Origin of the sequence: Rhizobium sp. ZW T2_16 (genome assembly GCF_044987325.1) — a bacterium.
Classification (GTDB): domain Bacteria; phylum Pseudomonadota; class Alphaproteobacteria; order Rhizobiales; family Rhizobiaceae; genus Neorhizobium; species Neorhizobium cellulosilyticum.
On record NZ_JBJDRG010000051.1, the window covers coordinates 1 to 2809 of the forward strand.

General features: G+C 58.0%; 4 protein-coding genes. All 4 read right to left on the reverse strand.

Translation table 11 applies throughout. The features are described 5' to 3' along the window. Positions 1–15: 15 nt before the first annotated feature. The 4 genes from ACI3K0_RS30600 to tnpA all read right to left on the reverse strand — a co-directional run bounded on the left by ACI3K0_RS30600 (position 16) and on the right by tnpA (position 2710). Positions 16–312: a hypothetical protein gene (locus tag ACI3K0_RS30600; protein ID WP_404946974.1), complete on the reverse strand. Its 297-nt coding sequence runs from the start codon at positions 310–312 to the stop codon at positions 16–18. Next, positions 312–1934 (reverse strand): IS66 family transposase, encoded by a 1623-nt coding sequence (gene tnpC, locus ACI3K0_RS30605; protein ID WP_404946975.1) that lies wholly within the window; start codon positions 1932–1934, stop codon positions 312–314. Before tnpC ends, ACI3K0_RS30600 begins: the two co-directional genes overlap by 1 nt. Positions 1935–1997: 63 nt before the next feature. Next, the gene (gene tnpB, locus ACI3K0_RS30610) at positions 1998–2345 is read right to left on the reverse strand and encodes an IS66 family insertion sequence element accessory protein TnpB (RefSeq protein WP_112598183.1); all 348 of its coding nucleotides are present in this window, start codon (positions 2343–2345) and stop codon (positions 1998–2000) included. Then, positions 2342–2710, reverse strand: coding sequence for an IS66-like element accessory protein TnpA (tnpA, locus tag ACI3K0_RS30615; RefSeq protein WP_112598185.1), 369 nt, complete (start codon positions 2708–2710; stop codon positions 2342–2344). The genes tnpB and tnpA overlap by 4 nt, the downstream gene beginning before the upstream one ends. Positions 2711–2809: the final 99 nt, after the last annotated feature.

A 2809-nucleotide genomic window follows, 5' to 3' on the forward strand; every position in this document is an offset into this window, starting at 1 on the left:
GTAACCGCCCGATTGCTACCGCGTAGATTTCGCTTTGATGCGAGCGACGAGGAGCTCTTCGCCCACAAAGCTGTCGAGGAAGTTGTACCATTCTGGGGGTGAGCGGCGGGCGTCTTTGAGCATCTGCTCCAATTCGTCCATGCCGTCATCTGTCAGTGCGGTGACGGATTCGTCGTCCCCGGTGTAGACGGAGATGATGCTGCCATAGCTCAGATTATCATCGTTGGAGACGATTGCCTGAAGAAGCTCTGGGTCCTCTTTGAGAATTTCGGCAACAAAATTGATCGTACGGACGTAGGTAACTGTTGCCATCAGGCTGCCTCTGCAGAGATTGCGACGAGCGGCGACCAGTTCCACGGCAGCAGCTCGTCTAACCGATTGATCTTGTGATCGTGGATGCGATTAAGCACGTCAGCCAAGTATGCCTGTGGATCAAGACCATTCATCTTGGCGGTCTCGATGATAGTCATGGCCCGCGCCAAAGTCTCCGCCCCGGTGTCGGCTCCCGCGAATAGCCAGTTGCGTCTTCCAACGCCTATCGGACGCAGAGCACGCTCGGCAGCATTGTTGTCGATCGCTACACGACCGTCTTCCATGAACAGGCAGAGCGAGGACCATCGGCTCAACCCGTAGCGGAAAGCTGCCGCCAGATCGCCTTTGCCCGGGATGCGCGTCAGTTGAGCTTCAGCCCAGTGGCGGAATGCTTCAGCCTTGGGCTTGCTCTGCATCTGACGCGCGGCAAGCCGGATCTCAGGAGGCTGGCCGTTGATGCCTCGCTCGATGTCGTAAAGCGCTCCGATACGATCCAGCGCCTCTCGCGCGATCTCGGACTTGTTCGATGTCCAGATATCGTGGAAGTCACGTCGCCAGTGGGCCCAGCAGGCAGCCTCTTTGAAGCGAGGAAGCCCATCCGCTCCAGGCGAGTACAGCTTGCCGTATCCTTTGTAGCCGTCAGCCTGAAGGATGCCGCTTGATTGCTTGAGGTGGCGGTGGACGTGCTCTTCTTTCCAGTCCGGAGCAAAATAGTAGACTGCACCAGGCGCAGAACTGCCTGCCCAAGGACGTTGATCGCGCACATATGTCCAAATCCTACCTTTCTTCACTCCCTTGCCCAGCCCCTTGTCTCGCAGCGAGCGATCTAGCACCCGGATCGGGGTGTCGTCGGCATGAAGGAGGTCACTTGCCATGACCGCCGTTTCGATCCTCTCGATAAGAGGCTGCAGCACCTGCATGGCACGACCACACCAATCGACCATCGTGCTGTCGGGAATGTCGGCGCCCATGCGGGCGAAGATCTCGTTCAGACGGTACAGTGGCAAATGGTCGTCGAACTTCGAGACCAAAATGTAGGCCAAGAGGCCAGCGCCGGCCATGCTGCCAGGGATCGGGCGGCTGGGTGCTGCCATCTGGACCATCTTCTCGCAGCAGCGGCAGGACTTCTTCAATCGAGCAATCTCGATCACTTTCATCTGCGCTGCAATCATGTCGAGGATTTCGCTTGTGTCCTCATCGACAAGACGCAGCTCACCTCCGCATTCCGGGCAGCAGGAGCCAGGATCGAGTTCTCGGCGTTCGCGAACTGCCTTGTCCGAGACGCGTGGGCGCCGGCGCATGATCTTCTCAGACGTATCCGCCATGGCAACAACAGACGCCTCCTCATCAGGCTCATCTATCGGCGCCGTATTGCTCTCAGCGGCGGCGATCAACAGATCCTCAAGCGCCAGTTCCAACTGCTCGATTTCACGCTCGATCTTTTCGGACGACTTGCCGAAGACCTGCTTCTTCAGCTTGGCGATGCGCAGCCGCAGGGTTTGAATCAATTGGTCGTGCGCTTGCAACGTCGCCGACATCTTCGCGTTTTCCGCCTGCAACGCTATTATCATCGCCTTGAGAAAGGCTGGATCATCAGGAAGATTTGTCGTTGCGATTGACATGATCCTGACTACCATAAGTCAGGAGAAATTGCCATAAAAACGAATGGTTTCAGAGGGATAAAATCACCCGACACGGGCCGGTGGCGCGCCCCAATCAGGACGACGCCAATCGATCCCCTCCCACAACATCGCCAGTTGAGCTGACGTCAGTCGCGCTGTCCCGTCGGACGCAGCAGGCCACGGGAACCGACCCTTCTGTAAAATCTTGTAATACAGGCAGAAGCCTTGGCCATCAAAATACAGTAGCTTCAAGCGATCGCCTCGTTTACCCCGAAAGGCAAAGACCGCGCCGCCCGTCGGCTTCTGGCGCAAGACATCCTGCGCAAGCGCAGCCAAGCCTTCTATTCCTTTGCGCATGTCCGTGACCCCGCACGCAAGATAGACACGAACGCCGGTCCCAGGCCCGATCATGCCGCTTCCACCGCCCGGATGAGCTGCGTCAGGGCGGTCGTATCGACCGAACTGCCGAAGCGAAGCGTGCGGCCGCAACTCAATCGCAGTTCGACCACGCCGGAGGACATTTCCCGGTCATCAGCGGCATTCATCTGCACCGCTTTCACGTCTACGGGGATGAATAATGCATTCGACGACGCCGAGAGAAGCCCCTTCTTCTTCAGCTCGCTACGCCAGGCGTAAATCTGCTGGCGCGTAATATCGTGCCGATGGGCAACCTCTGTGATGGTTGCGCCAACATCCCCAACCGACATGACAATCGCGAGCTTCTCATCGTCGCGCCATCGGCGCCGCCGCTCTTGCCCAAGAATTTCAACGCGCATCGCAATCCCCGCATAAGACACGTCGCTAACGACGTCGTTAAACACGTGTCTTAGGCCATCAAGGCCTTAGGCGGCAGGCGGCGCCAATCGGGCGGTTAC

Excerpts from the sequence above, each read along its gene's own strand:
- ACI3K0_RS30600 (WP_404946974.1), bottom strand. The coding sequence starts at position 312 with ATGGCAACAGTTACCTACGTCCGTACGATCAATTTTGTTGCCGAAATT.
- tnpA (WP_112598185.1), bottom strand. The coding sequence starts at position 2,710 with ATGCGCGTTGAAATTCTTGGGCAAGAGCGGCGGCGCCGATGGCGCGAC.
- tnpB (WP_112598183.1), bottom strand. The coding sequence starts at position 2,345 with ATGATCGGGCCTGGGACCGGCGTTCGTGTCTATCTTGCGTGCGGGGTC.
- tnpC (WP_404946975.1), bottom strand. The coding sequence starts at position 1,934 with ATGTCAATCGCAACGACAAATCTTCCTGATGATCCAGCCTTTCTCAAG.